20 protein-coding genes and 1 tRNA gene are annotated in these 25668 nt (G+C 41.3%); 3 read left to right on the forward strand and 18 right to left on the reverse strand.

Annotated features, from left to right (window positions below):
* The first annotated feature begins 54 nt into the window (after positions 1-54).
* Positions 55-3165 carry an efflux RND transporter permease subunit gene (locus ACFI4Z_RS02345; protein ID WP_462669166.1) on the forward strand — a complete coding sequence of 1037 codons (3111 nt, stop codon included), beginning with the start codon at positions 55-57 and terminating at the stop codon, positions 3163-3165.
* Positions 3162-4247, forward strand: coding sequence for an efflux RND transporter periplasmic adaptor subunit (locus tag ACFI4Z_RS02350; RefSeq protein ID WP_462669167.1), 1086 nt, complete (start codon positions 3162-3164; stop codon positions 4245-4247). The genes ACFI4Z_RS02345 and ACFI4Z_RS02350 overlap by 4 nt, the downstream gene beginning before the upstream one ends.
* 74 nt (positions 4248-4321) lie before the next feature.
* Here ACFI4Z_RS02350 and ACFI4Z_RS02355 read toward each other — a convergent pair whose 3' ends face one another.
* The 18 genes from ACFI4Z_RS02355 to ACFI4Z_RS02440 form a co-directional block, all read right to left on the reverse strand.
* On the reverse strand, positions 4322-6277 hold the full coding sequence (locus ACFI4Z_RS02355; RefSeq protein WP_462669168.1) for a methyl-accepting chemotaxis protein: 1956 nt from the start codon (positions 6275-6277) through the stop codon (positions 4322-4324).
* A 211-nt stretch (positions 6278-6488) separates the two neighbouring features.
* Positions 6489-6935: a hypothetical protein gene (locus ACFI4Z_RS02360; RefSeq protein WP_462669169.1), complete on the reverse strand. Its 447-nt coding sequence runs from the start codon at positions 6933-6935 to the stop codon at positions 6489-6491.
* A gap of 243 nt (positions 6936-7178) precedes the next feature.
* Positions 7179-7511 carry a Na+/H+ antiporter subunit G gene (locus ACFI4Z_RS02365; protein ID WP_099296511.1) on the reverse strand — a complete coding sequence of 111 codons (333 nt, stop codon included), beginning with the start codon at positions 7509-7511 and terminating at the stop codon, positions 7179-7181.
* Positions 7512-7520: 9 nt separating this feature from the next.
* Positions 7521-7790: a K+/H+ antiporter subunit F gene (locus tag ACFI4Z_RS02370; protein WP_099296512.1), complete on the reverse strand. Its 270-nt coding sequence runs from the start codon at positions 7788-7790 to the stop codon at positions 7521-7523.
* Complete coding sequence (locus ACFI4Z_RS02375; protein WP_462669170.1) at positions 7784-8320, reverse strand: Na+/H+ antiporter subunit E; 537 nt, start codon at positions 8318-8320, stop codon at positions 7784-7786. The genes ACFI4Z_RS02370 and ACFI4Z_RS02375 overlap by 7 nt, the downstream gene beginning before the upstream one ends.
* Entirely contained in the window at positions 8320-9837 is a 1518-nt protein-coding gene (locus ACFI4Z_RS02380; RefSeq protein ID WP_462669171.1) for a monovalent cation/H+ antiporter subunit D, read from the reverse strand. Before ACFI4Z_RS02380 ends, ACFI4Z_RS02375 begins: the two co-directional genes overlap by 1 nt.
* Positions 9834-10181, reverse strand: coding sequence for a Na+/H+ antiporter subunit C (locus ACFI4Z_RS02385; protein WP_099296515.1), 348 nt, complete (start codon positions 10179-10181; stop codon positions 9834-9836). Before ACFI4Z_RS02385 ends, ACFI4Z_RS02380 begins: the two co-directional genes overlap by 4 nt.
* Positions 10181-12973: a monovalent cation/H+ antiporter subunit A gene (locus ACFI4Z_RS02390; protein WP_462669172.1), complete on the reverse strand. Its 2793-nt coding sequence runs from the start codon at positions 12971-12973 to the stop codon at positions 10181-10183. The genes ACFI4Z_RS02385 and ACFI4Z_RS02390 overlap by 1 nt, the downstream gene beginning before the upstream one ends.
* A gap of 212 nt (positions 12974-13185) precedes the next feature.
* Positions 13186-14280 carry a hypothetical protein gene (locus tag ACFI4Z_RS02395; protein WP_462669173.1) on the reverse strand — a complete coding sequence of 365 codons (1095 nt, stop codon included), beginning with the start codon at positions 14278-14280 and terminating at the stop codon, positions 13186-13188.
* An 88-nt stretch (positions 14281-14368) separates the two neighbouring features.
* A complete protein-coding gene (gene nlpI / locus ACFI4Z_RS02400) occupies positions 14369-15247 on the reverse strand; it encodes a lipoprotein NlpI (RefSeq protein ID WP_462669174.1) in 879 nt (292 codons plus the stop codon).
* A gap of 134 nt (positions 15248-15381) precedes the next feature.
* Positions 15382-17508 carry a polyribonucleotide nucleotidyltransferase gene (gene pnp, locus ACFI4Z_RS02405; protein WP_462669175.1) on the reverse strand — a complete coding sequence of 709 codons (2127 nt, stop codon included), beginning with the start codon at positions 17506-17508 and terminating at the stop codon, positions 15382-15384.
* Positions 17509-17849: 341 nt separating this feature from the next.
* Positions 17850-18119 (reverse strand): 30S ribosomal protein S15, encoded by a 270-nt coding sequence (gene rpsO / locus ACFI4Z_RS02410; protein WP_016707659.1) that lies wholly within the window; start codon positions 18117-18119, stop codon positions 17850-17852.
* Between the two features lie 107 nt (positions 18120-18226).
* Positions 18227-19177, reverse strand: coding sequence for a tRNA pseudouridine(55) synthase TruB (gene truB / locus ACFI4Z_RS02415; protein ID WP_462669176.1), 951 nt, complete (start codon positions 19175-19177; stop codon positions 18227-18229).
* Positions 19177-19584: a 30S ribosome-binding factor RbfA gene (gene rbfA, locus ACFI4Z_RS02420; protein ID WP_087530718.1), complete on the reverse strand. Its 408-nt coding sequence runs from the start codon at positions 19582-19584 to the stop codon at positions 19177-19179. The genes truB and rbfA overlap by 1 nt, the downstream gene beginning before the upstream one ends.
* Positions 19585-19694: 110 nt before the next feature.
* Entirely contained in the window at positions 19695-22352 is a 2658-nt protein-coding gene (infB, locus tag ACFI4Z_RS02425; RefSeq protein ID WP_099296521.1) for a translation initiation factor IF-2, read from the reverse strand.
* A 25-nt stretch (positions 22353-22377) separates the two neighbouring features.
* Positions 22378-23877 (reverse strand): transcription termination factor NusA, encoded by a 1500-nt coding sequence (nusA, locus tag ACFI4Z_RS02430; protein ID WP_462669177.1) that lies wholly within the window; start codon positions 23875-23877, stop codon positions 22378-22380.
* A gap of 38 nt (positions 23878-23915) precedes the next feature.
* A complete protein-coding gene (rimP, locus tag ACFI4Z_RS02435) occupies positions 23916-24371 on the reverse strand; it encodes a ribosome maturation factor RimP (protein ID WP_099296523.1) in 456 nt (151 codons plus the stop codon).
* A gap of 328 nt (positions 24372-24699) precedes the next feature.
* A tRNA-Met gene (locus ACFI4Z_RS02440) sits at positions 24700-24776 on the reverse strand.
* A gap of 408 nt (positions 24777-25184) precedes the next feature.
* Here ACFI4Z_RS02440 and ACFI4Z_RS02445 point away from each other — a divergent pair.
* A complete protein-coding gene (locus tag ACFI4Z_RS02445) occupies positions 25185-25658 on the forward strand; it encodes a globin family protein (protein WP_462669178.1) in 474 nt (157 codons plus the stop codon).
* Positions 25659-25668: the final 10 nt, after the last annotated feature.

Below are 25668 nucleotides of genomic sequence, written 5' to 3' on the forward strand. Positions count from 1 at the left end.
TAATTTTTTTACCTGCCACTACAATGCAGCAAACGCAATATTGGAAAAACCACTATGAATCTGACGCGTAGCTCGTTAAAAAATCCCGCGAGCGTTATAGTCATCTTGGTGTTAATTATTTTATTTGGCATTTTAAGTATTTTTAAATTGCCAATTCAATTAACCCCAGACATCGAACAACCCCAAATCACTATTTTTTCTGGTTGGCGCCAAGCAGCCCCTGAAGAAATAGAATCTGTAATTATAGAACCAATAGAGAACGCCGTTAAAAACACTCCCGGCGCACTCGAGGTGAATACGAATATTAACCGCGGAAATGGCTCTATTACTCTCACTTTTGCCGTAGGGCAAAATATGCAGCAAGCGATGCTCGATGTACTTACGAGTTTAAATCAAGCTCCCCCTCTACCACTGGATGCATTTGACCCTGTGGTTTTTGCTGGCGGAAACAATGGCGAGGCAGCTGCGACACTTCTGGTTACGCCAAAAGATTATCAATCGGATAATTTAGATTTCGATATGGCGCAATTTCAAAAACAAATTGATGAGTTTATTGAGCCTCGCTTAGCACGTATACCCGGGGTTGCCCGAGTAGATTTAGCCAGTGAGCGGCCAAAAGAGTTAAGAATTACATTCGATCCTCATAAAGCAGCAGCATTAGGCATTAGCTTAAATCAAATTAGTAATGTACTTGCTAGCTCCCGCGATACATCAGGTGGCCTAGCTAACGTAGGAAGACGCCAATATACAGTTAGGTTTACCGGCCAATACGACTTAGCGAGCATGGCACAAATGCGTGTGGGTTACTCAAATAATCGCCCAATCTATCTAGGCGATATTGCCAGCGTAGAACGCACCTATTCAGATAGATTAGGCATGAGTGGCCGCAATGGCAAACCCGCTTATTACATACGTATTTCGCGCTCCAATAGCGCCAACACAGTGGCATTATTAGATGATATTAATTTAGCAATCAAAGAGCTAAACCAAGGCCCTCTTGCTGATAATGGCTTATCTATAGAATTGAGCTTTGATGCTTCTGTACATATTCGTAATGCGCTCTCATTAGTGAAGGGTAACTTAGGGCTGGGTGTTGTTTTATCATGCCTAATTTTATGGCTGTTCTTTAGAGGACTAAAGGCTACCTTTATTATTGCGGCGACAATCCCTATTTCCTTAATGGTCGCATTTTTAGCACTAAATATCTTTGGCCGCAGTTTAAACGTTATCTCACTAGCTGGTTTAGCTTTTGCCGTGGGGTTAGTGTTAGATGCCGCAATCATAGTGCAAGAAAATATAGCCAGACTGCGTTCAGAGGGGCTGGATAATAAAAAAGCCGCTTTAAAAGGCGCAGCTCAAGTTACGGGAGCATTGTTTGCCTCAACCACGACAAGCGTTGCAATATTTTTACCTATATTGTTTATGGCCGGTATTGAGGGGCAGCTGTTTTCAGACTTAGCATTAACCCTGTCCATTGCTGTAATCACTTCAATGATATGCGCAATTACGCTTATCCCTTTAGCAAACCATCTATGGCCTGATACAAAACTTAAACCGGACCCTTATCACCTTTATTGGCAGAAGCTTAGTTCATTCATTATGAAGCTCACCAACAACCGCGTTAAACAACTAACCTGGATTGGAATACTGCTTGGAGGGTCAGTAGTGACTACGCTGACTATGCTACCTAAAACTGACTTTATGCCACGTGCGCCGACAGATGGCTTTTTCTTTAACTTAGCAACTCCACCAGGCGGCAACGTGCAATTTATGGAAGAAGAGTTATTAATGCGGGTCAAAAAACGCTTAATGCCTTACTACACGGGTGAGAAAGAGCCCGGGATCAAAGACTTTAACTTTTATGCATTTGGTTCAAACGCAGGGGGCTTTATTTATTCTGCTGATCCACAACGCGTCGAAGAATTGATGCAAGTTGCCAGAGAAGAGATATTTATTGACTTGCCAGACACTCAGGTATTCTTTTTCAGAGGGTCAATGATCCAAGTTGCTAATGGCGGCGATGGCCGTGCTATTAATATTGATTTAACGGGGCCCAACATGGACGATTTAGTAGTGGGTGCAAACGTTGCTCTGCAAGCCGTTAAAGAAGTGCTGCCTAATGCAACTGCTCAACCACAGCCTCGCCTCGACATGGCTGAGCCTGAGCTGAGACTAACACCCAATGACCGCCGTATTACACAAGCAGGACTAACACGCCGCGATGTTTCGCAGGCTGTGCAGGCCTACACGGGTGGGTTATTTGTAAATGAGTACTTTGATGGTAATGAGCGGATGAATGTAATCTTGCGTGGTGTACCATGGCAAACACCAGAACAACTCAAAGCCTTGCCTATAGTAACCCCAAATTCGGGTATTCAAACATTGGGGGAGCTGGCGAATATAGAGCGCACTGTCGGACCAACCCAATTACGCCGTGTTAATGGTCGTCGTACTGTAAGTGTGGTGGTAACGCCACCAGCAAATATGAGCTTGCAACAAGCACAAACAATTTTAACTGAACAAGTTATGCCGAAAGTTAGAGCTAATTTACCAAGTAATGCTGGAGCTATATTGGCAGGTAATGCACAAAAAATGAATTCTGCGATGACTGAAATGTCACTCAATTTTATGCTTGCGCTATTCATATTATTTTTACTGATGACGGCGCTATTTAAGTCAGCAAAAGACAGCCTTTTAGTGCTGCTTGTCATGCCACTCGCTATCGCAGGCGGCGTGCTCGCACTGTTTATTCTTAACTTTTTTACCTTTCAATCCCTTGATTTGCTGACCATGATAGGCTTTATTATTTTACTTGGTTTGGTAGTCAATAACGCGATTTTATTAGTTGATCAGACGCGTGTAGCAATGGCGGATGGCCACAACCGTGAAGCTGCAGTAAAACAAGCCGTGTTGCTCAGGTCGCGCCCCGTTTACTTGAGCACCCTAACGAGTCTGTTTGGTATGCTGCCACTGATGCTTATGCCTGGTGTTGGCTCAGAAATTTATAGAGGACTTGCGACCGTTATTGTTGGCGGAATGGCAATTAGTGCCCTATTCACCCTCATTTTAATGCCTAGCTTGTTACAGCTTGGCCGTAAACTGCCTCCTTCAAAAGTGGAAGGCTCAATAACAAATGCTCCACAAAGTTTAAAGGCAAACCAATGAATCTCGAGAGTAAATCAATGCATAATATAAAATCAGCAATCCTCACTTTTAGCCTGTGTTGTAGTTTTTTTGTGACCAATGCCAAGGCTGTTGTTCCGGTTACTGTAGATAGTGTTACTAAAGCGCCCCTTACTAGTGAAATTGAGGTCAATGGTACCCTTTATGGTAAAGACGATGTGACCCTTACCGCAGGGATTAGTGGCCGTCTTTTATATGTTGCTGAACCTGGAACTCGTATCAAGCAAGATGATATTTTAGTGCGTATGGATACACTTCCTCTGGAATTAGACAAAGCACGCCAGCAAGAGATGCTTAACCGAGCCAAAATTAATCTACGCCTATATCAACAAGAACTAACGCGCCTCAAAGAGTTAGCAAAATCAAGTAGCGCGGCAATTAGCCAAGTTGACCTAGTACAAAATAAGCACGATCTAGCTCACTCTGACATTGCACTTGCCGAGCTTGAACTGAAAGTTATTGAAGATAAACTCAAACGAGCCACTATCCGGGCCCCTTTCGCAGGCGTCATCAGCGAACGATTTAAACGCGCTGGCCGTGAGATAAACCGTGCAGAAGAGTTACTCACATTATTAGATATAAATCATTTAGAGGTCAGGCTTTACGTGCCTGTCAAATACCTAAAGTATCTTGAGCTCGGAATCGAGCTGCCAATAAATGCGGGTGATTTATCGCAACTTCAACGCGCTGCAGCCATTGTTACTGCCGTGATACCATCAACTGACCCACGTTCACAAACAATCGAGGTTCGCGCAATACTCAACCCTAAAAACAAGCATGCATGGGCGATTGGGCAGCTTGTCGACGTCGCCGTCCCTTTAAAAAGTAAAAATGCGATGCTGTTGGTTAACCGTGATGCATTGATTATTCGTAAGCAAGGTACGCATATCGTTAAAATTGATACACAAAGTAAAGCGATTCAAGTTCCTGTTACCGTAGGTGCAGGAAAAGGTCAACTGATTGCTGTGACACCACTTGAAGCTGGGAGTTTGGTAACAGGAGATAGAATCGCTATTCGCGGTGCAGAACGGCTCCAAACGGGCCAAGAAGTCGACGTACAATAAACTGTTTAGTCAGTAAAAAAGCCGGATAGCGTGGCATGTATGTCAAAAAATCCGGCTTGTTAAATTGTTATGTGTTACGCCACTTTAAATTGTTTAACTATATGATCTAGCTCATTCGCTGTTTCTGATAAAGAACTCGCAATACTCGCGGCCTGCTCTGCCCCAGACATTGTCTCATGCGCTTTTTCATTAACATGCTGCACACTTTCACTAATTTGCTGACTCACAACATTTTGCTCTTCAGACGCACTAGCAATTTGTACATTCATGTCTTTAATTGTACCCACTGATTGAGATATTTGGTCTAGTGCCTCACCTGTTTGCTCTGTTTTTTCGGCGGTTTGCTCTACACTCGTCATGCTTGACTTCATGGACTCAACAGACTTTTTCGCTTCATTTTGAAGCTTCGAAATCATTACTTGAATCTCTTCTGTACTTTGTTGAGTTCGACTCGCTAAAGATCGTACTTCGTCTGCAACAACCGCAAAACCACGCCCTTGCTCGCCCGCTCTAGCAGCTTCAATTGCAGCATTTAAAGCGAGTAAATTGGTTTGATCTGCAATTCCCCTGATCACATCGAGTATTGAACCCACAGACTCAGTCTCTGCTTCTAAATTCGCAATTGTGTGGCTAACATCCATCATAGTTTCTACAAGCTCACCCATAGCAGCATGCGTTTGTGCAACAACCTGTGACCCATTAAGCACTTCATTATCAGCTGTTGATGCAGCGTCAGCTGCCATTTGTGCACTTTGAGTGATTTCGTTAACCGTCGCAGACATTTCGTGCATTGCTGTTGCGGTTTGTGTTAACTGTACAGATTGCTGTTCAGCGCCGGTTTTCGACTCTTTGGTGATCGAAGTAAGGCTAAGCGAGGTTTCAGATACCTGTGTAGTGGACTCACGGATTTGAGATAACATTTGATTCAGCTTTAAGGTCATTTCTTTCATTGCCAAGTAAATACCCGACTCTTTGCCAGTATTATCAAATTGGTGACGTAAATCACCTTCTGAAATTGCCTGTACTATTTTTGCAATCTCTAACGGCTCTCCACCAATCGGCTTTTTAATTAAACGAGTAATGAAAATGCTCAATACAATACCTAAAATAATCACAATGATTGAAAAAACGATGATGGTATTTATTGCATTTTGGTTACTGGATTGAATAGAAGGCCCTATTTGATCTTGGCGCTGTTGAGAGCTTAACTTTATTTCTTCAATTTCAGATGCCACCTTAGGTCCAACTTTATCAAGCGTACCTGATATAATCGCATTGCGCTCATCAATTGTTTTATGGATTTGGTCAATACCATCAACATACTTAGCTGTGCGATTTATAAAATCATTTATCAATGCTGTTGCTTGGGGGCTGACCGTATATAACGATAATTCATTAACGCGCTTATTAACTACATCAAACTCTTCAATGGAACGTTCAAACTCAGCTTGCGTATTATTAATTAAATACTTGCTGACATAGAGGCGACCTAATAGTAATGACTCTTGCAGTGCAGCAGCCTGAGCTAGGGCTTCAAAATTACCATCTTTATTACTAATTTGAATGAGTTGTGTCACTGCTTTTCGCATCTCTACGCCATTTTCGTCAAGCACAGATGAAACAATGGCATTTCGCTTGTTCACCAAATTAATAATCTTATCAAAACCCGATTTATATAAATCGATCTCATCTGATATTGTATTAATAGCAGTTAACTTTGCAGAATCCGTAAATTGATTTTTGCCTGTATCAACTAGATCAGTTAACACTGAATGACGATTATTGAACTCGTTAATATTACTTATATTTTTATCTTTAAGATACTTGAGGGCTTCGAGCCGTAAAATAAGCACATTTGATTGAATCAGTGCCGATAAATTACTATCACGGGCGTTAGTCCTGTATTCTACGAAGTTTTTATACCCAGAATTAAGTGCAAATAATGCGACGATACTTACTATACCAAGTAATAATATCATTGCACCGAATGCAAGGTTTAGTTGGGTATTTAATCTTAATTTAGCCAGCATATGCAAGGATCTCTGTTGAGTTTATGAGCGCATCCATTGCATACAAAATCCTTAGTTTAGATATCTGGTAAGTATAGAAAAATATGAGTTAATGGCTAGATTTAAAGGTAAATCATGGTGAATTTATGAAATTTCCTACAACATTCCTACACTAATGAATGATATAGCTATAACATGATCAGCTAATAATATGATTTTAAATCATATTTCATCAGTCGCAGCTAAACATACTGATATCAATTTTCTTAAGTTGTTTGCCCTTTAATGAGTAATCATTGTGCTCTATAAGCAATACATTATTTTTAGTAGTGAATGAGAAATCCCCAAGCCTGTAAAAAGTAGCTATTGGCATAAGTGTATAAAAACCTGACTTGTCAGTGCACTGAAACGAAAAGTAATGCGTCGCTTCGCCTAATGTATCTGCATCAGCAGTGTATACACTGATGCTATTTTTTAGTTGATACTTTTCTACATTTGTCCCAACGACAGCATAAAGAACGCATACAGCGATGAGAACAATTGACTGTAGTCCCGCGAGAACAAAGAGGGTCATCTCAGCTATTTTTTTATAAAGTACTCGCGGTATTTGATACGAAGAACGTGCTTGCCTCACTAATAAAAAGCCACCTATTAGGACCATTAAAAGCTTAATTGGCATTAAATATACATTTACAAGGTACATCGTTTGCTCGCTTTTCCACTGAACGCCAAAAGCAGGAGCTACAAAAAGACTATCAATTAAAGGTATTAGTATAAATAAACTGGCGAGGATAAGTTTAATATTTTTTTGCATATAAAAGTAACAATATTAGCGGTGTATTTAGTATACAAATAATAACAACCAATAAAAAGCCCGTTAAAAACTCAACGGGCTTGTATTCTAAATAAGGCTTATTAGTAATTAATCATCTTCAACATTATCAAGCCCTTTAGTGCCTTTTTTAGCTTTTAGCTTATGGTGTATTGCTGATTTTATTAACATATACCCACTAATAGGCGCTGTTATTAATAAGAAAATGGTGATCAATAGCTCTTTTACACTGATTCCATTTTGCGTGCTACTAAAAAAGACCATAGCAGCAATTAACACACCCGCCATACCCAGGGTCGTTGCTTTAGTTGGCCCGTGTAATCGCATAAAAAAATCTGGCATTTTAATTAAGCCAATCGAGCCAATTAAAATAAATGCGCCACCAATGAGCAATAAGATAGAAACTATCCATTCACTGTACATATTATTACCTTATTCGATGATATCGCCACGCAGTAAATATTTACACACGGCTACTGTACTGACAAAGCCAAGCATCGCAATTAACAATGCCGCTTCAAAATAAAGACCTGTCCCCATACTCATACCGTAAAGAATAATAAGCGCAATAGTATTGATATACATAGTATCAAGCGCCAAAATCCTGTCAGGTATCGATGGACCTACTACAAGTCGCCACAAATTAAGTAAAAGCGATAAACCAATCATCGCGAAGACGATTAAAAAAACCGTTTCTAGCATTGAAATATCTCCTTAAGCGGTGCTTCATAGCGTGTTTTAATTGTATTAATTAACGCCTCTTCATCTGCCAAATCTAGCACATGGATAAGTAAAAAGCGCTGCGTTGACTGCTCTCCTTCAGGAAGAGATTCAGGGATTGGATACACTTCTGCGCTTACTGTTCCGGGGGTTAATGACACGGTACTTGCCAAAATAGTTATTGGCATTTCATGACTTAAATCTAATGGAACTTTAACAAACGCGGGGCGCAGTTTTTTAACTGGCCCCAAAATTAATAATGCCACTTGTAAGTTTGCGGTGACAATGTCATACAACACAATAAACAACTGTTTAATTGCCAGCCCTGGTTTTAAAATTAGAGGCTGAGGATCACGAAATGGAAAGGTAGCGATAGGTATTAATATCGAAAAAATACTCGCCAACACTATATGACCTGCCGATACACTGTTGTTCAATAATAACCAAACAACAAAGAGCAACAGGCTACGAAACGGTGTTGGTAGCCAACGGTAACGGGACTCTAAACGCATTATAAGTCTCCCTTAAGTACAGTATTTATACCACTGGTTATATCATGTAATTGAGTCGCTGCTGCAACCATATATTCAGTAATTGGTCCGGCAAAAATGACCATCAGTGGCGAGCAAGCAAGTAGCCCTATAACTGCAATTACCTGCAAAGGCTTGGCATTGTCTACTTCGAGGTGGTCGCGGTCTTGGTGCTTTCGTTCCCAAAACAAACTGGTTCCTGCCCGTGATAACGCGACAAGTAATGCAAAGCTAGCTATTAAATAGACAGGCCAAAAAACCAGCGCTCGTTCACTATCTAGGGTTGTTTTTAAGATCCATATCTTGCCAATAAAACCTGACAATGGTGGCATTCCAACAACTGCAAGCGCGGCAATAATAAAACATGTACCAAGTAAAATTGGCTGTCCAACACCACGTCCTGGTGCAAGCCGGTCTGCAACTTTACCGCGTTGATGTGAAATAAGATCAGCAATTAAAAATAACGCTGCGCAAATAAAAGTTGAATGGACAAGGTAATATAGCAATGCTGCGGTTGCACTAACATGCTGGATAGCAACCAGCGCCACGAGTGTACCAACTGAAACAACAACCAGATTTGCTGTAAGCTTACGTAAGTCCTGAGCAGCTAATACGCCAATAGCACCAATAGCAATAGTTGCAATTGCTAACCCCCATAGAAATGGCTGGGCCATATGGTTTAGTAAGCCTGCATTTTCGCCAAATATGACTGTGTAAACACGAAGCATGGCATAAACACCTACCTTGGTCATTATAGCAAACAACGCAGCAACCACTGGCATAGCGCTGGCGTAGGTATTAGGTAACCACAAATGAAGCGGTAGTAACGCCCCTTTTAAGGCAAAAACAACGAGTAACAACAAACCACCGATTTTAGCCAAAAATACATCATCACCTTGAAGCATTGATACTTTTTGCGACATATCAGCAATATTAAGCGTACCAAGCACACCATATAAAATACCTAAAGCAATCAAGAACACGCTTGACCCTATAAGGTTAAGAATAACGTATTGCAATGCTGCTCGTGTTTTATGTTTATCACCTGCGTGCATTAGCAATGAATAAGAGGCGATAAGCAGCACTTCAAAGAATACAAACAGATTAAATAAGTCCCCAGTTAGAAAAGCGCCGTTTACACCTAACACCAAGAAGTGCAATAACGGGTGAAAAAAGCTACCTTTTTCATCGTCGCCAACGCTGCTGTATAAAGCTACGCTGAGCGCCAAAAACGAAGTCAGTGCGACTAATAATACTGAAAGTAAATCTGCAACTAATACAATACCAAAAGGTGCTTGCCAACCACCAATTGCATAGACAATTGGCCCATTTTGATAGACATACACCAGCAATACAAGGCTGATTATCGAAGTCAAAAGTGACATTGTCATCGATACTACACGACGTATTGGGATGCTCTTCCCACAAGGCGGCATCAATAACAATATTGCACTGAGCATAGGAATGAGCACTGGCCATGATGCGATATGCTGAATCATTTTTGCTCCTTGTTATTGCTTTTTACAAGATGACCATCGACGTGATCATTGCCTAAATCAGCACGACCTCTGATTGCCAAAATAACCACAAAAGCAGTCATTGCAAATCCAATTACGATTGCTGTGAGTACTAGCGCTTGAGGCAATGGATCAGCGTAATCAGCACCAGTTCCAAGTACAACCGCTTTATTAATTGTTAGACGACCCGCAGAGAACAAAAATAAGTTTACAGCGTAAGAGAGCATAGTGAGTCCCAATACAACTGGAAAAGTACGTGCTCTTAGAAGTAAATAAATACCACAAGTCACTAATACACCAACGCACGATGCGTATAATAGTTCCATTAAATATTCACCTCTTCTTTAGCTGCATCTGCAGTCAGTTTACCAAGGCTTGCCAATATCATAAGTGTTGCCCCAACGACGGTTAAATACACACCTAAGTCAAATATAATAGCGCTTGCCAATTCAGTTTTACCAACGAATGGAATATCAAAATAATCAAACCAAGTGGTTAAAAATGGTCGACCAAATACCCAACTACCAAGGCCGGTGAACATGGCGATTGCAATGCCCGAGGCGATAATTTTTCGGTAGTTAACGTCAAAGCGTGATGTTATCCATACAGAGCCTCTTGCCATATATTGCAATATAAAGGCGATAGACGTTACAAGCCCTGCAATAAAACCACCGCCGGGCAAGTTGTGCCCACGCAAGAAAATATATGCCGAAACTAATAAAGCAAGCGGTAACAAGCTTTGTGAGATACTTGAAAGTAAAATAGGGTAGCGTTCACGCGCCCAAGGACGCCCCTCACTATCACTAGCTGGCATAAATAGCGGTAAGTTAGCAAGTAACTTGTAAATACCCAACGCAGCGATACCAAGCACAATAATTTCACCAAGCGTATCAAAGCCCCTAAAGTCGACCAAAATGACATTGACTACATTTGTACCGCCACCACCAGTTTTCGCGTTTGCTACAAAGAAATCAGAGATAGATTCGAGTGGGCGAGTTAATAATGCATAACACACACTAGCCACTACAACACCCACAGCTGATGCAATACCTAAATCACGTAGGATTCGTAATGAGCTCGACTCTTTAGGTGTTCTTTGCGGTAAGAAAAATAACGCCAACATAAGCAATATAACAGTGACTACTTCCACTGTAAGCTGGGTCAATGCCAAATCAGGTGCTGAGAAGCGAGTGAAGGCTACAGATACCATCAAGCCTACTATTGATATCATTAACAGCGATACCATGCGTGAGCGATGCCACAATACAGTGCTAATGGCGCCTATGATTAATAAACCTGCGCCAATGCCATTATGAAAATCAATGGGTGTACTTGGCGCAGTGCCTGCTAAAGCCCCCATCTCAAATAATGGCCAGCCAGCACATAAAAGTACAACGCCAAGCATTACAACTATGTAGCGTTGTAATGAACCATTCTCTGTACTTTGGATCTTGCTTTGACTCCATTTTATTACGCTGTACATCACTCGTTCGAACGTCTTTTTAGCATTTAACGTTGGCAGGGATGCTTGGAATTGAAATAAATGCTTTCGCTGGATGTAAATAAAAACACCGCATGCAGTTGCTATGAAACTCATTAATAAAGGTAAATTAAACCCATGCCAAATAGACAGTTTAAATTCAGGAGTTGCATCACCTAGTACCGCAAGTGAAGCCGCTGATAAAATACCGTCTACTACAAAATTCGGAAACATACCCACTAATAAACACAACACCACCAATATTTCGATTGGTACTCGCATATAGCGCGGTGGCTCATGAGGAGTTTTTGGTAAATCAATAGGATCGCCATTGAAGAAAACATCATGAATAAAGCGCGCCGAGTAAGCCACTGAAAACGCTGCAGCTAAAGTTGCCAAAACCGGTATTAACCAAGACATAGAACCAAGTACTTGTTGGTGCAAAGTTTCAGCAAAAAACATTTCTTTGGATAAGAAACCATTTAATAGTGGCACACCAGCCATTGCCGCAGCAGCGACCATGGCAAGCGTGGCCGTGTATGGCATAAATCGCCACATCCCATTAAGCTTGCGCATATCACGCGTGCCCGTTTCATGGTCAATAATACCTGTCGCCATAAATAGCGACGCTTTAAAAGTCGCATGGTTAATGATATGAAATATTGCAGCAACCGTCGCAAGTTCAGTATCTAGACCTAAAAGTAAAGTGATTAAACCTAAGTGGCTAATTGTAGAATAAGCGAGCAATCCCTTAAGGTCGTGCTTAAACAAGGCAATATAAGCGCCTACTAGCAATGTTGCTAAGCCTGTCATCGCCACTAAAATAAACCAAGTGTCGTTTCCTGCTAAGGCTGGATGAAAACGCGCAAGTAAGAAAATACCCGCTTTAACCATCGTTGCTGAATGTAAGTATGCACTTACAGGAGTCGGTGCAGCCATCGCATGAGGCAACCAAAAGTGGAATGGGAACTGGGCAGACTTTGTAAACGCCCCAAGTAATACGAGTACTAGCGCGAGTTCAAATAACTCATGTGATTGAATAAGTGCTCGGCTAGCTAAAATAGTATCTAGGTTGTAACTACCGACTATGTCACCTATCAGCAGCAAACCACCTAATAACGCCAAACCACCTGCGCCGGTTACAGCCAGCGCCATTCGTGCACCTTTGCGAGCTTCTGACTTATGCCACCAATAGCTAATCAATAAGAATGAACTAATACTGGTTAGTTCCCAGAAAAGCCATAACTGAATCACATTATTAGACATCACAATGCCGAGCATTGCAGTCATAAATAACATCAAATAGCTGTATAATTTGGGCATAGAGTCATTACTGCTCAAGTAATAACGCGTATAGAAAATAACAAGAGACCCTATCCCTAGAATCATAAAGATAAATAACAGACTTAAACCGTCCAAGCGCAGAGAAATTTCCATGCCCAACGCGGGTATCCAAGCCAAGGAATAACGAATTGTTTCACCACTGAGTACGGCAGGAGCATGGTAAATTGCAATTGCCAGAGCACTCAACGGTGCAAGTAAAGTTAAACCCGTTGTTTGGTTACGAGATAATTTGCCGGTGCATGAAGAAATAACACTGCCAATTAAGGATAACAAGGGTATCCAGAGCAAAGTCATAATGAGGAACCTTTTAAAGTCATAAGAATATCAATACGCTGCTAGTTAATTTTAGTTGTGTACTGTTCATTGAAATGGTTTTTAATTCAGCTTAAATGAATATTATACAAAGGTATAGTTATACTGACTGAGTTACATTTTGTCTATAGGAAGCACGCCTATCTGCTGGAATTTTAAGCTGAATTAACAAGGATACTAATAATAACCATTGTTTAATCAGCCCCCCCCATATCACGCATAACTAACGACTGGCTTAGCATAGTAAAGTAGTCATGATAGCGCACGGGTTTATAATGATTATTTTCTATTTGTTCTACCCATAACTCTCTATATTCTGCGGATAACGGGAGCTCCTGATAACGCATTATTGACCATTTTTTATCGGGCTTGTACGACTTTACAGTGCCTTCACACGTTTCACTGGGCTGCCACCCTGTGGGAGGTTTTATATTATTTGCAACAAATAGATTTGGTGCAACATAGCCTTTTTGCTTGCACAACCAGACCTGTTTATTTTTGGGTACTGGGTATTCATCTTCAAAACCACTAAAATGCATCAATTCATGTAAGAATAATTGATAACTGCTTTGCGAGTTTAATTGCATTATTCCTGCGCGAACATTACCACGCCCTTCTCGTGGCATCATCACTATAAAATCATAGTTTTTCGGCCATACATATTTTTTAATCAACGCTCGCCAATTACACGAGGCTGCTTTTAATGGGTCTGTTTGACATGCTATGTTGTCACCAATGTAAACTGGTTCAGAAAAACAAAAACTCTTATCATTCGGCTCTGGTGATAAAGCATGTTTGTTTGAAAAACGATTGAGTTTGCTAATCCCAGCACGATGATCACTCATCATGAGTACATTATACTCGCAACGATTATCAGCGCTTAACCCATGAAGAGAAAGTAAAAAACCAGCTTGATGAGCATATTCACTAGATATAGACTCTGGTGGATAACTAAAATGAAGTTTTATTTGCTCTAAAATTGCAGACTTTGGTACTAGACCTTGCTCTGCTAGAGCGTTAAGCTCCTCCCAACGATTGAGCTCAACCAGTAACGTTGCCAAATCTAGTCTTTGTTGAGCATTTTGTTTCACGACCGTGTTTTGCCAAAAAAGCCTTGCTTTATCCGCATTACCTTCTTTGAGTAATATAATCGCCCGACTAAATTTTGCATGCTCAGCGCCATTCAATGCAAGGTCTTCTATACTGGATTTAGGCAGTGTATTTAAGTTTTGTTCGAAAATATCGGGAAACTGATAGTAACCAGCAAGTGTAGAAGCGCTATCTTGCAAAGCGAGCCAATGCCCTAGACGCGCATGGCGGTTTACTGAGCTTGTAAGAACAACTAAGCTCAGTATTATTAAACCATAAACTCTCAGATTAGCTCGCGTTTTCACCAGCCATGAGCTCTAATTCTAAACGGGCATACTTATACTCAATATACTCATGCACGTTAGTTGCTAAAGCAAGACGAAAATATTCCGCCGCATGATTTAGCTCGCCTTTAGCTTGATACATCTTAGCCAAGTAAAAGTAGGCTTCACATAAACGTCGAGTGTATTCTGGCTCTGATTGCACGCCTTGGGCAATACCCGCTAAAAATTCAGTTTCGTCAATTTCACCCAAAAACAAAGCTATTATTTGGTAACCCCATACACCCTCATCTACCCCTTGCCCATTGGCTTTTAAATCAACAAGCGCCTGTGTTTTATCAATATTAGATTGCGCTAAGTACTGCCATAATATTGGAAAAGGTTCTTTTGTTGAGCTGGCAACAAATGTCTTAAAGTCTTGAGTAGCTAAATAAGGTCGCTCACCATAATAAAGAGCTATACCGCGATTTAAGTAGGCATACTGGTGTTGTTCGTTAAGCTCCAAAGCTGAGTCAAAAAATTCATATGCTTTTTCATATTGCTGCATTAAAGTGTGGTGTATACCTAAAAAATTATACACTTCAGCTAGATCAGGCTTCATCTGTACTGCGTTATTAAAATCGATTCGTGCCAATGTCGACATACCTAAACTATCAAATAGTACGCCACGGTCATAATAAAGCATCGCTTGCTGTTCAACTGTTAAATCTGCACGATTAAGTAGCTTAGAGTAACGTGCAATAGCAATTTCACTTCTAAAGTCGGAAGCTAGTGGCGAAGCAAAAGGCACATTGATAACGGGATCTAATTTAGGTTGCGTGGTTGTTTGGCACGCGCTTAGAGACATAATGGCCACGGTAGCAAACGCTAAATGTTTAAAAATCATTAAAATCCTTAATACCTTAAAAGTAAACAATATAGACACGATGCATCAGAAGAGGTTTCATTAAAGCATAAAAAAAGGGGCTAAACAGCCCCTTTTTATGCAATCCAGTAATTAACTGGACTAAATATCAACAATTAAGCGCCCGCTGGTGCATCAGCTGCAGGTGCTGCTGATTCCATTGCTTCTTTGATGCTTAAACGTACGCGACCTTGACGGTCTACTTCTAGTACTTTTACTTTTACTTCTTGGCCTTCGCTAAGATGGTCTGAAACGTTATTTACGCGCTCAGTGCTAATTTGCGAAATATGCACAAGACCATCTTTACCTGGTAAGATATTTACAAATGCACCAAAGTCTACGATACGTACAACTTTACCTTGGTAGATAGTGCCTACTTCTAGTTCTGCTGTTAATTGCTCAATACGGCTAATTGCATTCGCTGCACTTTCACCATCTGTAGCGGCAATTTTGATTGTACCGTCATCTTCGATTTCAATCGTTGTACCCGTCTCTTCTGTAAGTTGACGAATTGTAGCGCCACCTTTACCGATAACTTCAGCGATTTTCTTCGCAGGGATTTTCATCGTATAGATACGTGGAGCGAACTGAGAAAGCTCTTCAGATGGTGCTGCAATTGCTTCATCCATCACACCTAGGATGTGTAAACGTGCCGCTTTTGCTTGCTTAAGTGCAATTTGCATGATCTCTTGCGTGATACCTTCGATCTTGATATCCATTTGCAATGCAGTAATACCGTTTGATGTACCGGCTACTTTAAAGTCCATGTCACCTAAGTGATCTTCATCACCTAGGATGTCAGAAAGAACAACGAATTTCTCGTCTTCTTTAACTAGACCCATCGCGATACCAGCAACAGATGCTTTAATTGGTACACCTGCATTCATAAGTGCTAGTGACGTACCACATACTGATGCCATTGAAGATGAACCATTTGATTCAGTGATTTCAGATACAACACGGATTGAGTAAGGGAACTCAGTCAGTGTTGGCATTACAGCTTGGATACCACGCTTAGCTAAGTTACCGTGACCGATTTCACGACGCTTAGGAGAACCTACAAAACCAGTTTCACCAACACAGAACGGAGGGAAGTTGTAGTTAAGCATAAAGTGGTTTTTATGCGTGCCAGTTAAATCGTCAATTAACTGTGAATCACGTTCTGTACCAAGAGTAGCAGTTACAAGTGCTTGAGTTTCACCACGGGTAAAGATTGCAGAACCGTGAGTACGCGGTAATACGCCAGTCATTACGTCAAGTGCGCGGATCATATCTGGTTCACGACCATCGATACGTTTTTCACCCGCTGTGATGCGGCCACGTACGATTTTCTTCTCAAGAGAACCGAATACTTTACCTACTTCTTGCTTATCAAGCGTTTCATCTTCAGCAAGTTCGCTCGTAAGTGCTTCAACAACAGCGTCTTTTGCTGCAGTTAATGCTTCTTTACGCGCTACTTTATCAGTGATGCGGTAAGCTTCGCCTACTTTATCTGCAGCTAAAGAGGCTACTTTCTCTTCAAGCGATACATTTTTCTCAGGTGCAGTCCAATCCCATGTAGGCTTGCCTGCTTCTGCTTTGAATTCGTTGATTGCGTTGATAATAGCTTGAGATTGCTCATGACCATACACAACCGCACCAAGCATTACGTCTTCTGCAAGAACATCTGCCTCTGATTCAACCATAAGTACTGCATTATCAGTACCTGCAACAACTAAATCTAGTTGGCTTTCTTCAAGCTCTTTTAGTGTTGGGTTAAGTACGTATTCGTTATTGATATAACCAACACGCGCTGCACCAATTGGGCCGCTGAACGGAATACCAGAGATAGCAAGCGCTGCTGAAGTACCAATCATCGCAACCATATCAGGTTGGATTTCAGGGTTAACAGAAACAACTGTAGCAATAACTTGTACTTCGTTTACGAAACCATTAGGGAAAAGTGGACGAATTGGACGGTCAATAAGACGTGCGATAAGAGTTTCGCCATCGTTAGGACGACCTTCACGCTTTAAGAAACCACCTGGGATACGACCTGCAGCGTACATACGCTCTTGGTAGTTAACTGTTAGTGGAAAAAAGTCTTGACCTGGTTGTGCTTCACGCTTACCAACAACAGTCACGAGTACCGACGTGTCGCCAATACTTGCTAATACTGCGCCGTCTGCTTGACGTGCGATTGCACCTGTTTCTAGGGTAACTGTGTGTTGACCTAGTTGAAATTCTTTAATAATTGCTTGCACTTAAAATATCCTTTAAATCTAAATAAGTGTTCCATCAAAGTACCAATTACAGTACATAATTGTATTCAGTTGGAAATCAATTAAGTACTACAATTGGCAATGATGTAAATAACCGTAGATAAACCTTTTTATCTACGCGCATAGTATATACCAAAGCCACGTAAAAATGCGAGTCTAGCAACCAAATTATAGTACGCGTGTTACTCGAGTACATCGCTGTAAGTTATGGTGGAGTTTTTAGCTGATATTTCAAGGGGATTAATCGATGTGGATAGTGGGTATATACAAATTTTAGGCACAAAAAAAGGAGCCAAAAAGCTCCTTTTTAGGTAATCTAGATCTTAGCGACGTAGGCCAAGCTCTTGGATTAACGCAGTATAACGTGCAATGTCTTTACCTTTAAGGTAATCAAGCAGTTTACGACGAGTGCTTACTTTACGAAGCAGACCACGACGTGAGTGGAAGTCATGCTTGTGATCAGCAAAGTGACCTTGAAGCTTGTTGATATCAAAAGTTAAAAGTGCAACTTGTACTTCAGGTGAACCAGTGTCGCCTTCTGCACGTGCGAATTTTGCGATGATATCGATTTTTTCTTGATTGCTTAGTGACATAGTAACTCCAAAAATAAATGTAAAAGGTGCTTTAGCCGATCACTAATTCAGCCAAAACGATTAAGCGGGCGTATTCTACCAGTTTTGGTTATAACTACAAGATAAACTTAGTCTGTCGACTCTTGTTGATTAGATAAACCGCGTTTAGACTTTAGATGCCCATCGGGGTTACGCTCTCCGGTGCCAATAAACACGCCATCTGCCAGCACTTTTATTGGCCCTTCAGGTAAGATTTTACCCAACACAACAGCCTGACCATGACTAAATGACACGCCTTGCTCTTTAGTTATCTCAACAACTGGTAAATCAACCAATGCTGTATCCATAGGTAATAGCAGCTCATCAAGGTATTGCGAAGGTGCAAGCTCTTCAGCTTTGGCTTTTGCTAGTAATACTTCAAGCTGTTCAAGCGAGACCATCTTATCCGCGGGGTAATGCCCAACTGCTGAGCGATGTAACATAATCACATGCGCGCCACAGCCCAGATTTTCACCTAAGTCATCAACAATTGTGCGGATGTAGGTACCTTTTGATACATGAGCAGTCATTTGTACTTCGTTGTTCGCTTCATCAAACTCATCAAGCGTTAAACTAAATACATTGATTTTTCTGCACTTGCGCGGTACTTCAATACCCTCGCGTGCGTATTTGTATAAAGGTTTACCTTCATATTTTAACGCTGAGTACATTGATGGGTATTGATCTGACTCACCTAAGAATTTGGCAATTTCTTGCTCGAGCATTTCTTTTGTCACGTTAACATCACGTGTTTCTACCACTTCACCATCAGAGTCTGACGTTGTGGTACGCTCACCTAGTTTTGCTCGAACCACATAGGTTTTATCTGTATCGAGTAAAAACTGGGTAAACTTAGTTGCTTCACCAAAGCAAATCGGCAACATACCTGTGGCTAAAGGGTCAAGTGCCCCGGTATGCCCAGCTTTTTGCGCAAAATAAATACCTTTTGCTTGCTGTAAGGCTCTGTTCGATGAAATACCTTGTGGTTTGTTTAACAACAAAATGCCATCAATCGGACGGCCCTTACTGCGTCTTGCCATTAGTCTTTAGTGCCTTCTTCGCTGTCGTTTTCATCATCTACGTGTTTAGCATTATCTTCACGGATCACAGAGTCAACTAAGTTAGAGATACGCATCCCTTCCATTAGCGAGTTATCAACCACAAATTTAAGCTCAGGCATAATACGAGCACGTATACGCTTACCCAATAGCGAACGGATATAACCCGTTGCTTCGTTAAGTACTTTGGCACTTTGCTTAGCGGCGTTCTCATCTTCAGTGTTAAATACCGTGATAAATACTTTGGCGTAAGATAAGTCACGTGATACTTCAACGGCTGATACAGTCACCATACCTAAACGTGGATCTTTAATTTCGCGTTGTAATATAACAGCAATTTCTTTTTGAATTTGCTGAGCAACACGATCAGTGCGAGAAAATTCTCTCATTGTTCTTTACTCTAATTTTATAACTTATTGAGAAATATAAATAAGTTAATTTAATAATGGATACACAAATGGGGGCTGAGCCCCCATTTATTATCTTAATATGCTAACAATTAAAGTGAACGTTGTACTTCAACTGTTTCGAATACTTCGATTTGGTCACCAACGCGAACGTCATTATAGTTCTTAACGCCGATACCACATTCCATGCCATTACGAACATCTTGAACGTCGTCTTTAAAGCGACGAAGTGACTCAAGTTCACCTTCGTAAATAACCACGTTTTCACGTAATACACGGATTGGTGCACTGCGCTTAATAGTACCTTCAGTAACCATACAACCAGCGATTGCGCCAATTTTAGGAGACTTAAATACATCACGCACTTCAGCAAGACCAATGATCTCTTGCTTAAACTCAGGCGCAAGCATACCAGACATGGCTTGCTTAACTTCTTCGATTAAGGCATAGATTACGCTGTAATAACGAAGGTCTAAGTTTTCAGTATCAATTACTTTACGCGCTGATGCATCAGCACGAACGTTAAAGCCAACTACGATTGCGTTTGATGCAGCAGCAAGCGTTGCATCAGTTTCAGTGATACCACCTACGCCAGAACCTACAATCTTCACTTTTACTTCATCAGTAGAAAGCTTAGTTAGTGAATCTGAAATTGCTTCAATCGAACCTTGAACGTCTGCTTTAAGTACCACGTTAACTTCTGATACATCGCCTTCAGCCATGTTAGTAAACATGTTTTCAAGCTTCGCTTTTTGCTGACGAGCCAATTTAACATCACGGAATTTACCTTGACGATAAAGAGCTACTTCACGCGCTTTACGCTCATCTTTAACAACAGTTGCTTCATCACCTGCCGCTGGGATACCAGAAAGACCTAAAATCTCTACTGGAATTGATGGACCCGCAGAGCGAATATCTTTACCATTTTCGTCTTTCATTGCACGAACACGGCCGTATTCAAGGCCACATAGTACGATATCACCTTGGTTAAGCGTACCTGACTGAACAAGAATAGATGCAACTGGACCACGGCCTTTATCTAGACGTGATTCGATTACAACACCTGCTGCCATGCCTTCGCTTGGTGCAGATAACTCTAGAAGTTCAGATTGCATAAGAACCGCTTCTAACAAGTCATCGATACCTAAACCAGTTTTAGCTGAGATATGAACGTACTGCGTGTCACCGCCCCAATCTTCTGGGATAACGTCTAGCTGTGCTAGCTCGTTCTTAACACGATCTGGATCCGCGCCTTCTTTATCCATTTTGTTTACAGCGATAATTAAAGGAACGCCAGCTGCACGAGCATGCTGTACCGCTTCTTTAGTTTGTGGCATTACACCATCATCTGCTGCAACCACTAGAATTACGATATCAGTCGCTTTAGCACCACGTGCACGCATTGATGTAAACGCGGCGTGTCCTGGAGTATCTAGGAAAGTGATCATGTTGCCGTTAGTTTCAACATGGTAAGCACCGATATGCTGCGTAATACCACCGGCTTCGCCTGATGCAACCTTCGCAGAACGAATGTAATCAAGTGTTGATGTTTTACCATGGTCAACGTGACCCATTACAGTAACAACTGGCGCACGCGGCTCTGACTTGCCATCTTCATGACGGTCATTTAATACTGTTTGCTCTAATTCGTTTTCTTTAACGATGATAACTTTATGGCCCATTTCTTCTGCTACAAGCTGCGCAGTTTCTTGGTCAATAACTTGGTTAATAGTAACCATGTCACCCATTTTCATCATTGTTTTTACAACTTCAGCGCCTTTAACTGCCATGCGTGATGCAAGCTCAGCTACTGTAATTGTTTCGCTAATACGCACTTCATTTTTAACGTCAGCTGTTGGTTTTTGGAAACCATGCTGTAATGACGTTGGTGCTTTTAGCTTGCCTTTGTTTCGGCCTTTGCCTGCAAACTTATCTTTTGCTGGGGCTTTTTTCTTTTTCTTCGCACGGCGTGAACCTTGCTCATCACGCGCATCAGCAACATCTTCTGCTTCTCGTGCGTAGGTAGAAGTCGTAAGGTGGTGATCAGCGGTTTCTTCGCGTTTCTTACGTTCTTCTTCTTCTTTCTTCCAACGAGCTGAGTTCTCTTCAGCTAGCTTTCTTGCTTCTTCTGCTTGACGTTTCGCTTCTTCTTCAGCTTTCTTCAATGCGGCCTCTTCTGCTTCTTTTTGCAGACGCTCAGCTTCGATGCGATCTTTCTCAGACTTAGCACTTTGCTCAGGGGTCATCTGCTTCTGTTTTGCTACACGTTCAGCATCTGCTTTACGTTTAGCTTCCTCTTTTGCTTTACGATCAGCCTCTTCTTTGGCTTTACGTTCTGCATCTTGTTTCGCTTTAAGTTCAGCAGCCTCTTGAGCAGCTTTTTGCTCAGCTTCACGACGTGCAGCTTCTTCAGCGGCTATACGTGCTTGCTCTTGCTCTTGCTCAATAGCGCTTTTCTTAACATAAGTGCGTGTTTTGCGCACTTCTACTTGCACTGACTTTGCTTGACCCGTAGAGCCAGTAACACTTAATGTGCTTTTACTCTTACGTTGCAGTGTCATGCGAGCCGGGCCTTCAGAACCCGTGCCACCATGTGACTTACTCAAGTGGTCAAGTAACTTTGCTTTTTCTGCTTCAGTTACATTTTCACCCGCTTTTTTGTCTATACCGGCTTGTGAAAACTGCTGTAGCAATTTATCAACAGTTGTACCAATATCCCCGGCTAGTTTTTCAACATTTACTTCTGCCATAGTTTCTAATACCTCCGTTAATAAATTACTCGTCTGCGAACCAACAAATGTTACGCGCAGCCATTATTAGCTCACCTGCTTGTTCAGGTGACAGCTCAGTAATATCAACTAACTCGTCGATACCCTGTTCAGCTAAATCTTCAAGCGTTACTACACCTTTACTTGCCATTACAAATGCAAGGTGACGCTCTAACCCTTCTAATGCTAATAAGTCTTCAGCAGGCTCAGCACCTTCTAGGCTTTCTTCAGTTTTTAATGCTTTTGTTGTTAGTGCATCTTTTGCACGTGAACGTAACACGTCAACCGTATCTTCATCTAGGCCATCAATTTCTAAAAACTCTGACGCTGGCACATAAGCCACTTCTTCAAGCGTTGAGAAACCTTCGTTGATAAGCAGCGTTGCAAAGTCATCATCAATATCTAAGTTTTCAGTGAATAAGTTAATTAACTTATCTGATTCAGCTTCGTTCTTTTGACGCATATCTTCGACAGTCATTACGTTTAATTCCCAACCAGTTAACTGGCTAGCAAGACGTACATTTTGACCATTACGACCAATCGCTTGCGCTAGGTTATCGGCTTCTACAGCGATATCCATTGAATGAGTGTCTTCATCCATTACGATAGACGCTACTTCTGCAGGTGACATTGCATTGATAACAAATTGTGCAGGGTTGTCATCGTAAAGTACGATATCAACTCGCTCACCGCCTAATTCGGTAGATACTGCTTGTACACGTGCACCACGCATACCTACACATGCACCTACTGGATCAATACGTTTGTCGTTAGACTTAACCGCAATTTTAGCACGAGAACCTGGATCACGAGCTGCTGCGCGTAATTCAATCATCTCTTCGCCAATCTCTGGCACCTCAATACGGAATAACTCCATTAACATTTCTGGCTTAGAACGCGTTACAAATAACTGCGCGCCACGTGCTTCAGGTTTCACTTCGTAAAGTAGACCGCGGATACGATCACCTGGACGGAAGTTTTCACGCGGTAACATGTCGTCACGGTAAATAACCGCTTCAGCATTGTTACCTAAGTCAAGCACGATTGCATCACGCGTTGCCTTTTTAACCACGCCTGTTACAAGCTCGCCTTGCTGATCTTTGTATGCATCTACAACTAAAGCACGCTCAGCTTCACGCACTTTTTGTACGATAACTTGCTTAGCCATTTGTGTTGTAATACGGTCAAACTTGATTGACTCGATTTGCTCTTCAACAAAATCACCAAGTTGTAGATTTTCGTCTTCAACTTGCGCAGCTTCAAGTGTAATCTCGCTGTACGGGTTCTCTAATGAACCATCTTCAAGCACTTCTGCAATCTGCCAGCGACGGAATGTGTCGTAATCACCCGTTTTACGGTCAATTGCTACTCGAACCTCAATTTCGCCTGTGTGTTTTTTCTTGGTCGCAGTCGCTAATGCGAACTCTAGCGCTTCGAAAATCTTTTCTTTTGGTACCGCTTTCTCATTGGAAACGGCTTCAGCAACCAATAATATCTCTTTTGCCATGGGTAATGCCTCGCTTGCCCTATTCCTTCGCACTCGAACTAAAACTTTGCGATTATGTTCGCACGTTCAATGTTGCTAAGCATGATCATATTTTCAGCACCATCAATAGATAGTGTGATCATATCACTGCTAACTGATACTAAGTCGCCTTTAAAGTTACGACGACCATCTTGTGGAAGCTTAGTACGCACGCGTACTTCCTCTCCTTGCGCCTTCTCGTAGTGATCTTGTTTGAATAATGGACGATCAACACCAGGAGACGATACTTCCAAATCATATTCATTTGTAATCGGGTCTTCGACATCTAAGATTGCGCTTATTTGACGACTAGCATCAGCACAGTTATCAACCGAAATCCCCGCTTCATGGTCAATATAAACCCTAAGCGTAGAATGGCGACCTGCTTGTACAAACTCAAGACCATGTAGTTCAAAGCCTAACATTTCAACAGACGGTGAAAGCATGGTTAGTAAATCTTGCTCAAGTTTTGTCACGAAAATCCTCCATACAAACAAAAAAAGGGCTTATAGCCCTAAAATACATCGCTTATTCCTTGGTACAAACCAAGTGGTGCAGATACAACAACGCCCCGAACCAAGCGGGGCGTCACACCTAAAGCATAAAACTGTGTGGCCATAGGCCAAGCTTGGCTGCGGGTAGCAATGCCACCTAAATAAACTCAATAGCTTAAACGCAAAACGCGCATTACATAGAATGCGCGACTTCATATAGATGATAGACTTAACGGTCATCTATATATTGGCTTTAGAATATAAAACAATCGCTAATGCAAGTCGCTTCTTTTCTCAATCCAACATAAATTGGTTGCGGGAGCCGGATTTGAACCGACGACCTTCGGGTTATGAGCCCGACGAGCTACCAGGCTGCTCCATCCCGCGCCAACTGTTACTTATTACTAAGCAACTGTTTAACTTTATCACTCTAAGCTAAACAATGCGGCTATTATAAAGGCTCTTGGCATAATTAGCAACCAAAAAACAGATAAAGAATTACACCGTAAATATGTAATATTTAAAGGTAGGCGTTAGTAACAAACACTGAGTTGTTAATAGCAAATTTCAGTGGTGGCCTACCACCACCTATGACGTGACTAATAGCAAAGGCTGCTAGAATCAATAAATTTATATAATTTATTGCGTTTTGGTGAGTAGATATAAACACCTTTAGAGCTCAATTTGACTGAGATACGCTATGTATGAGCAAATATAAGTTACCATTTACTTATCTATAATAACTTCTACTGCCTATACTTAAAAATAAACTGGGCGTAATTCGGGAGTGAATTTATGGGAATTAGTACGTTCGAAAAACAACTATTACTAGATAGTCTTCACGTTGTTAAACCAAACTTCCACTGCTTTTCTTATACGTTTCAAATGCATGTAAAAAGAGAACCTCTTGATATGCTTTGTTTATCAAACAGTAAAATAAATGAAAAAACCTATATTCTTTATTGTGTTCTTGAACGTATCGTTATGCATTTGGATAATTTAAGAACAGTAACCCCTTTTATAGAGCACTATGCTAAAGATTTAAGTAACATGGGAATGAGTTACCAAGACACACAAATCCTATGCAACTCATTCTTAGCGACTTTAAAAATTCATCTAAAAGGCAGTTATCCACCTAAGTTGGAAAGCGTTTGGCAGCACGCTATTAATATATTCAAAAGTATTGTCACAGGCTATTTATTTAATACTAGCAACGTATTAAAACTCAGTGACTTCGTTAATAAACAGCAGGTCAATATTGAGTCATAGTCTATATATC

Source organism: Pseudoalteromonas sp. RWi3, assembly GCF_054960735.1.

Excerpts from the sequence above, each read along its gene's own strand:
- ACFI4Z_RS02345 (WP_462669166.1), top strand. The coding sequence starts at position 55 with ATGAATCTGACGCGTAGCTCGTTAAAAAATCCCGCGAGCGTTATAGTC.
- ACFI4Z_RS02350 (WP_462669167.1), top strand. The coding sequence starts at position 3,162 with ATGAATCTCGAGAGTAAATCAATGCATAATATAAAATCAGCAATCCTC.
- ACFI4Z_RS02355 (WP_462669168.1), bottom strand. The coding sequence starts at position 6,277 with ATGCTGGCTAAATTAAGATTAAATACCCAACTAAACCTTGCATTCGGT.
- ACFI4Z_RS02360 (WP_462669169.1), bottom strand. The coding sequence starts at position 6,935 with ATGCCAATTAAGCTTTTAATGGTCCTAATAGGTGGCTTTTTATTAGTG.
- ACFI4Z_RS02365 (WP_099296511.1), bottom strand. The coding sequence starts at position 7,511 with ATGTACAGTGAATGGATAGTTTCTATCTTATTGCTCATTGGTGGCGCA.
- ACFI4Z_RS02370 (WP_099296512.1), bottom strand. The coding sequence starts at position 7,790 with ATGCTAGAAACGGTTTTTTTAATCGTCTTCGCGATGATTGGTTTATCG.
- ACFI4Z_RS02375 (WP_462669170.1), bottom strand. The coding sequence starts at position 8,320 with ATGCGTTTAGAGTCCCGTTACCGTTGGCTACCAACACCGTTTCGTAGC.
- ACFI4Z_RS02380 (WP_462669171.1), bottom strand. The coding sequence starts at position 9,837 with ATGATTCAGCATATCGCATCATGGCCAGTGCTCATTCCTATGCTCAGT.
- ACFI4Z_RS02385 (WP_099296515.1), bottom strand. The coding sequence starts at position 10,181 with ATGGAACTATTATACGCATCGTGCGTTGGTGTATTAGTGACTTGTGGT.
- ACFI4Z_RS02390 (WP_462669172.1), bottom strand. The coding sequence starts at position 12,973 with ATGACTTTGCTCTGGATACCCTTGTTATCCTTAATTGGCAGTGTTATT.
- nlpI (WP_462669174.1), bottom strand. The coding sequence starts at position 15,247 with ATGATTTTTAAACATTTAGCGTTTGCTACCGTGGCCATTATGTCTCTA.
- rpsO (WP_016707659.1), bottom strand. The coding sequence starts at position 18,119 with ATGTCACTAAGCAATCAAGAAAAAATCGATATCATCGCAAAATTCGCA.
- truB (WP_462669176.1), bottom strand. The coding sequence starts at position 19,177 with ATGGCAAGACGCAGTAAGGGCCGTCCGATTGATGGCATTTTGTTGTTA.
- rbfA (WP_087530718.1), bottom strand. The coding sequence starts at position 19,584 with ATGAGAGAATTTTCTCGCACTGATCGTGTTGCTCAGCAAATTCAAAAA.
- infB (WP_099296521.1), bottom strand. The coding sequence starts at position 22,352 with ATGGCAGAAGTAAATGTTGAAAAACTAGCCGGGGATATTGGTACAACT.
- nusA (WP_462669177.1), bottom strand. The coding sequence starts at position 23,877 with ATGGCAAAAGAGATATTATTGGTTGCTGAAGCCGTTTCCAATGAGAAA.
- ACFI4Z_RS02445 (WP_462669178.1), top strand. The coding sequence starts at position 25,185 with ATGGGAATTAGTACGTTCGAAAAACAACTATTACTAGATAGTCTTCAC.